The organism is Helicobacter sp. MIT 14-3879 (genome assembly GCF_003364125.1).
Genome location: NZ_NXLP01000063.1, coordinates 1 through 6,711, shown reverse-complemented (window position 1 = coordinate 6,711; position 6,711 = coordinate 1). Strand labels below are relative to the sequence as shown.

The following is a 6,711-nucleotide window of genomic DNA, read 5'->3' as shown; positions in this document are numbered from 1 at the left end:
AGTGATAATTATTTGGTTCATACAAATGCAAAAGAAATTCATAAACCGAAAAACTTGTAACTCTCCTGAATCTACTCCAAATACTCGTTAGCACTTCACAAAGAGGATAAATAAGGAGAGTCAAAGCATAAAAAACACTTAAATCATAATATTGGATTCCAAGTATTAGTAATGCCCCAATGACAAATCCAAGTAAAAAACTCCCGCTATCACCCAAGAAAATTTTGCCATAAGGATAATTAAAACAGAGAAAAACTCCTGAAATACCAATCATCAGACTACTTGCAAAGATAATAAAATTTGCTTCCAACTTGCAAGCAACAAAACACAATGAAAGAAAGTTTAAGAGGCAAATAAAACCTGCGTTACCATTCACGCCGTCAATGATATTGATGCTATTAATGCTGAAAAGTAAAAAAGTAAAATAGCACATAATGCTTAAAATATTAACGCTATCGCTTTTTATAAGAAAGCCAAAAGACACAATAAAATAGATAGTGCCAATAACTTGCACAGTTGTTACAAAGAGAATATTTGTATCTTTGTTGGTGTCTTTAAGTAGTCCGCTTATAAGGAGAACAGCGCATGCAATGTAAAAATGTATGCCTGCAAGAACATCAGTAATAATATCTGCTTGAACGCCTGTTAAGTCTGAAGTGTGAGTGATTTCAAATGACGCCATAACAACCACGATAAAAGCAATAAAAATCCCTATACCGCCACATCGAGAAGTGCTTATTGTATGAATTTTAAAGGCATGTGTTTTCGGCTTATCTTGCATAAATCGCATAGTTAGGGAAAGAATATAACTAACACTTAAGGTGAGCAATGCGCATATAGCTCCCATTCCGATAAAATAATATGCCCAATCGACCATAATATTAGCCTTGTTCTTGAATTATCAATGTACAGAATCTAATTTCTCAAGAAACTTTAGATTCTAAGAGTGTTTAACTTACCTGTTCAAACTGTAGTTATTTTGTGTATCTACTATGTGTTTGTCATAGCAGAGAATCAAGTATTTCATACTATTTCAAAATTACAATAAGACAGGATAATTTTATTAAGAAAATGTGCATTTTAAGTTAAATTAAAGTGAAAGTGAGATTAAATCAATCATACGTTAGTTGATAATAAGGAGTTTTACAATGAGATTACTTAAAGATTTTTGGCGATTTTTTGTTGGCATTTCGGGAATATTCATTATTATGATATTTTTGGGTTGCAAAGATAATGCCAATGATGACAAGAGCCAAGTGCCACAAAAATCAGATACAAAAACATTAAATACCAAGTTTGTTACAATTGCCACAGGTGGAGCAGCAGGTCCTTATAATATTATAGGTACTGCTTTAGCAGAGATTTATTCCCAAGAATTAGGTGCGAATGCCAAAACACAAACTACAGGTGCTTCTATCGAGAATCTGAATCTTTTAGCACAAAACAAAGTGGAAATGGCTTTTGTTATGGGAGATGCTTTGCATGATGCGCTTAATGGCGTAGGAAGTTTCTCTAAAAAGCTAGAAAATATCAGGCAAATAGCAGTGCTTTATCCAAACCTCGTACAAATTGTTACCTCTAAAAAAAGTGGTATCAAAAGCATAGAGGATTTAAAGGGCAAAAGGATAGCCGTAGGAGATAAAGGCTCTGGAACAGAAAACAATGCGCGGATTTTACTTGCAGCATTTGGCATTACCTATAAAGATATAAAGCCAGATTATCTAGGTTTTGCTGCTGCTGCTGAAGCTTTGCAAAATGGAAGGGTTGATGCAGCTTTCTTTGCGAGTGGTTTGCCTAATGCCTTAGTATTACAGTTAGAAAAGACTTTTGATTTGGCACTTGTGTCTATCCCGAGTGATAAAGCACAAGAGATTGCCTCAAATAAAAGCTACTTTACTCCAGCACAAATCCCAGCCAATACTTATGGTAACCAAGAACCAATCCCCACAATAGCCATTACTAACGCATTGGTTGTGCGAAGTGATTTAAGCGAAGAAGATGTGTATCAGCTTACAAAAGTTTTCTTTGAGAATCTTGATAAGCTTGAAGTATCTCATCAGGCAGCAAGAGATATTCCAAGAATGAGCCTAGAAGATGAGGAAAAAAATATGATAGCCCCTATCCATAGTGGTGCTAAAAAATATTTAGAATCTATAAACTAAAAATGGCAGTAACTCACATGCAGGATTCTAAAGATATGCAGCCTCGTATTGTTGGGAGCGATGATGATGTAGAAACGTTGGATTTAAAGAAATATGATAAAGAATCTGCTATAAGACAAATGGGAGGGGTTTATGCTTTTTTTGTTTCTCTTATGTGTGTGGGTTATTCCATTTTTCATCTTTATAGTACTTTCTATCCACTGCCAGAAATCCTACAAAGAGCTGTACATTTGTGCGTGGGTGTGGGGCTTTGCTTTTTGTTTTATGCTCATAGCAAGGCAGATACTCAAACTCAAGGAGCTAAGAAACTTTTAGGGTTGTGGGATTGGATATTGTTTGTTTGTGCGATTGGCAGCTGCGTGTATCTCTTTTATGAGTATCAAAGCATTATGACTTCAAGGAGCGGGCTACCTAATTATACTGATATTGCTTTTGGGATTCTCACTACCCTTTTAGTTTTAGAATCTACAAGGAGAGTTACAGGAATTATTTTGCCCCTTCTTGCACTCATATTTTTAGTCTATCCATTTATTAGCCACTTTGATATTATGCCAGAGAGGTTGCTTACTCGTCCTTATGATTTAGGGGACATTTTTGGGCAGCTGTATTTGAAAACAGAGGGATTATTCTCAACAGCGATTGGTGCAAGTGTTTCTTTTATCTTTCTTTTTATACTCTTTGGGGCTTTTCTTGCTCGTTCTGGTATGAGTCAACTTTTTAATGATTTAGCTCTTGCTATTGCAGGAACTAGCTCTGGTGGTCCCGCAAAAGTAGCTGTCATTTCTAGTGGATTTATGGGGAGTATTAATGGCAGTGCAATTGCCAATGTTGTGGGTACAGGTGCTTTTACCATTCCTCTTATGAAGAAAATTGGTTATGATAAAAACTTTGCTGGTGCGGTAGAGGCAAGTGCTTCAGTGGGAGGGCAGATACTACCGCCTATCATGGGGGCATCTGCTTTTATTATGGCTGAAACAACGGGTGTTAGCTATCCCACAATAGCCTTAGCCGCATTGCTTCCAGCTGTGTTGTACTTTTTGGGTGTTATGTTTCAGGTGCATTTTTGTGCAAAACGTAATAATCTACAAGGTATCAGTAGGGAATCTCTCCCCCTGCTGAAAAATGTCCTCAAAGCAAGAGGGCACATGTTCCTACCTATGGTGTTGCTTGTCGTGCTTTTAGGACAGAGCATGCCTATCTCTTATGTAGCAATTTGGACGATTGTTTGTACTGTGATAACAAGCTGGATACGAAAAGAAACTCGTATGTCTCTATATGATATTTTTATGGCATTAGAGGAGGGAGCGAAACAATCTTTGCCCGTTATGGTTTCTTGTGCATCTGTGGGAATTATTATAGGTGTTACTAGCCTTACTTCACTAGGCAATGTTATTACTTCATCTATCGTATCCTTTGGACATGGCTACTTATTCTTATCGCTTATTCTCACAATGTTAGCTTCGATGGTTTTAGGCATGGGGCTACCCTCAATTCCAGCTTATATTATCACCGCGACTATGGCTGCTCCAGCATTAGCAACATTTGATGTTCCTATCATTGTCTCTCATATGTTTGTTTTTTATTTTGGTATTTTTGCAAACATCACTCCTCCGGTTGCCTTAGCAAGTTTCGCTGCTGCTGGCATTGCCAAAGCTGACCCTATGAAAACAAGTTTTCATGCCATCAAGCTCTCTCTCGTAGGATTTATCATTCCCTTTATCTTTGTGTATAGCCCCTCATTAATGCTGCTTGATTTGGAATCTGCTTCACTGACCGCAAATACTTTTGCATTTCCGCCATTAGAAGTAATCTTGTCTGTGGTTTTTACATCATTGATTGGTGTTGCGATTCTTAGTGCCGCTATTGAGGGATATTTATTTACTAGGTTAAAAATATGGGAAAGGTTATTATTAATTATAAGCGCATTATTGCTGCTTGTTCCAGATATAACTAGTGATATAATCGGTGGGGGATGTGTCTTTGTTATTGGTATTTTAAATTTGCGTGAGGCTAAAAAACGGTAACATTCTTGTTGCTACTGTATTCGTTTCTTATTGTATGCTCTATAAGGGTAAGAAATATGAAGTATTTATTTCAAAGTTATTCTTGATTTATTTTGAGACAATTCTCTTTCCAATACCCTTAAGTTTTTCTTTGTAAAAACAATTCACCTCTAAGTATTTTCATCTACGGCATTTAAGGTTGCATTATTCTCAGTCGATAGGTATTTTGCTGTTGAATAGCAACTTTATTCTATTTATGCAACTTAGTTGCATAAATAGAATAAAGTTGCTATAATATTACTTCACTCAATATTAATAATAAAAGAAGGAAAGTATGAACAAAACACTTATGTTTCTAATAATTAATTCTCAAGTGTTATGGTCAGATTCGATAGCTGCTAATCTCAATCGTGATGAGACACAAACATACTTACTCGATAGCATTACAGCAGTTAGTTCTATACAGGGTTATGAGACAAGCACAAAAACTACTATTACTGCCGATGATTTAAGTAAAACGCAAGCACTCAATCTACGCGATATTTTTAGAAGCGATTCAAGTATCGCAGTAGGTGGTGGGACAAATATGGGGCAAAAGGTTTATGTGCGAGGATTTGAGAGTTTCATGATGCGCGTAACACTTGATGGCGTAGCACAAAATGGTAACGCATTTCATCATCAGGGAAATATCATGATTGATCCTTTCTTACTCAAACAGGTTATTGTTAGTAAGGGCGTGGCAGATGCAAGTGCTGGAGCTGGTGCATTAAAGGGCTCTATTGCTTTTGAAACAAAAAATGCAAGCGATTTGCTGAAAGAAGGACAAAATTTTGGTGCAGAGATAGGTGCTGGATTCTATACAAACTTTGGTTATCGCGCTAATCTTAGTGTCTATGGAAGAATCTTTAATGATGTAGGAATTTTAGCTGCTATCAACCATCAAAATATCCTTAATTATCGTGATGCAAATCACACATACAGTGATTTTCTAACAACTAGAAACGGCGTTTTGGGTAGTAATTCAATGCAAGTTAATACACTTCTTAAAGTGGGCGGACAAGTTGATGCCAATCAAAATTTTTCAGTTGGATATAGTATTATGAATGACATGGCGACTAGACCGTTTCGTGCAGATATTGGTAATCCAGCAGGAGAAAGTTTTGATTCAGAGCTTTTTAGACATTTAGACCAAAATCAAAATTTTAATGCACATTATGAATATAAACCTAGTCATGGAGGCACAAATATAAAATTGAATACATACAACAATATAAGAAGCGTGAATCTTACTCCAATTTTTGAAATAGAAGAAAATACGAGTGGAGGTCATGGACACGATGAAGAGGGAAAGTTACCTCGTGCTATTGTCTTTAATAGTTATGGTGGCAACATACATTTGAGCAATAATTTCAACAATAAACATCTTTTAGAATACGGATTCGATTTTCAGGGCATGAGTGTTCGTGATGACAATATGCAGGAAAGCGAAAAGAACGAAGTCAATTTAAAGCATAACAGAGGGAAAGAAGAGGCATATATTTTTGGAGGATTTGTGCAGGATAGTTGGCAGATTCTACCCAATCTCAAATGGGGTTATGGGACACGTGCAGATCTTTACTCTTATTATGACAAAAATTCACAAAACCACATTACGGGTGGGTTTAGCCCCAGCACAGTACTTGCTTATAGCATTATTGATGGGCTTGATATAAGTCTAAAATATGCTTTTAGCACAAGAGGTGCAATGCCCGGAGATGCGACCTTACTACGAAACACGCATATAGAAATTGACCCAAATCTTAAGGCTGAATATTCTCATCACGGTGAAATGAACCTTGATTATATTAATGACTTCATGAGTTTCAAGTTCGCTACTTATGTAGGCAATATTCTCAATTTTATTAACAGTTATTCCAAAGGCACAACCAACAACACAGTAACTACTAGAGATGGGATAAGAGAGAATCTTAATTTTCCTATTATTAATTATGGTTTTGAATTAGGAGCAGCATTTTATTATGGAGGTTTTATATTGAATGTAGGCATGGCAAGAAATTGGCTTACTGCTGGAGGAGAAGGTAATGGAGCCTTACTTGCTGACACTTACGAGCTTGGAGCTGTTTGGGGTTATACATTTAATCTCAGTTTGCGTTATGAAATACGAAAATTTGATATTGCATGGATGTCTCGTTTTGTAACGGGTTTTAATAAGGGAACACAAGGATACAATATCTATCAGAAGCAATTTGAGGATATAGGTAAAAGCGGTTATACAACTTCAGACATCTTTGTTAATTATTACCCCTTTGGTAGGGACAGGCTTGTTTTACGTTTCAGTATTCTTAATGTTTTTAATGCACATTATATTGATCCTACTTCACCGCTTAAAGTTGAAGCAGATAATAGTTCAAGTGAGGTGATTAATGCCATGCGTGCAGCACTCTATGAACCGGGAACTGATTATCGATTGGAAGTAAGATATAAATTTTGATTTGTATTGCAATTAAAAAATTTCTAATTTGCAACCGTATTAGGAGGAGTTTATC

General features: G+C 36.2%; 4 protein-coding genes. 3 read left to right on the top strand and 1 reads right to left on the bottom strand.

The features are described from left to right. The coding region (locus CQA44_RS10775; protein WP_147289796.1) for an MraY family glycosyltransferase at positions 1-877 on the bottom strand (877 nt) is incomplete at its 3' end. Between the two features lie 271 nt (positions 878-1,148). On the opposite strand from CQA44_RS10775, the gene CQA44_RS10770 reads away from it, so the two are divergent. The 3 genes from CQA44_RS10770 (at position 1,149) to CQA44_RS10760 (ending at position 6,656) form a co-directional block, all read left to right on the top strand. After that, positions 1,149-2,162: a TAXI family TRAP transporter solute-binding subunit gene (locus CQA44_RS10770; protein WP_220272159.1), complete on the top strand. Its 1,014-nt coding sequence runs from the start codon at positions 1,149-1,151 to the stop codon at positions 2,160-2,162. A gap of 2 nt (positions 2,163-2,164) precedes the next feature. Beyond that, positions 2,165-4,186 carry a TRAP transporter permease gene (locus CQA44_RS10765; RefSeq protein ID WP_220272158.1) on the top strand — a complete coding sequence of 674 codons (2,022 nt, stop codon included), beginning with the start codon at positions 2,165-2,167 and terminating at the stop codon, positions 4,184-4,186. 313 nt (positions 4,187-4,499) lie between these two features. Then, the gene (locus CQA44_RS10760) at positions 4,500-6,656 is read left to right on the top strand and encodes a TonB-dependent receptor domain-containing protein (RefSeq protein WP_115547237.1); all 2,157 of its coding nucleotides are present in this window, start codon (positions 4,500-4,502) and stop codon (positions 6,654-6,656) included. The last annotated feature ends 55 nt before the right edge of the window (positions 6,657-6,711 follow it).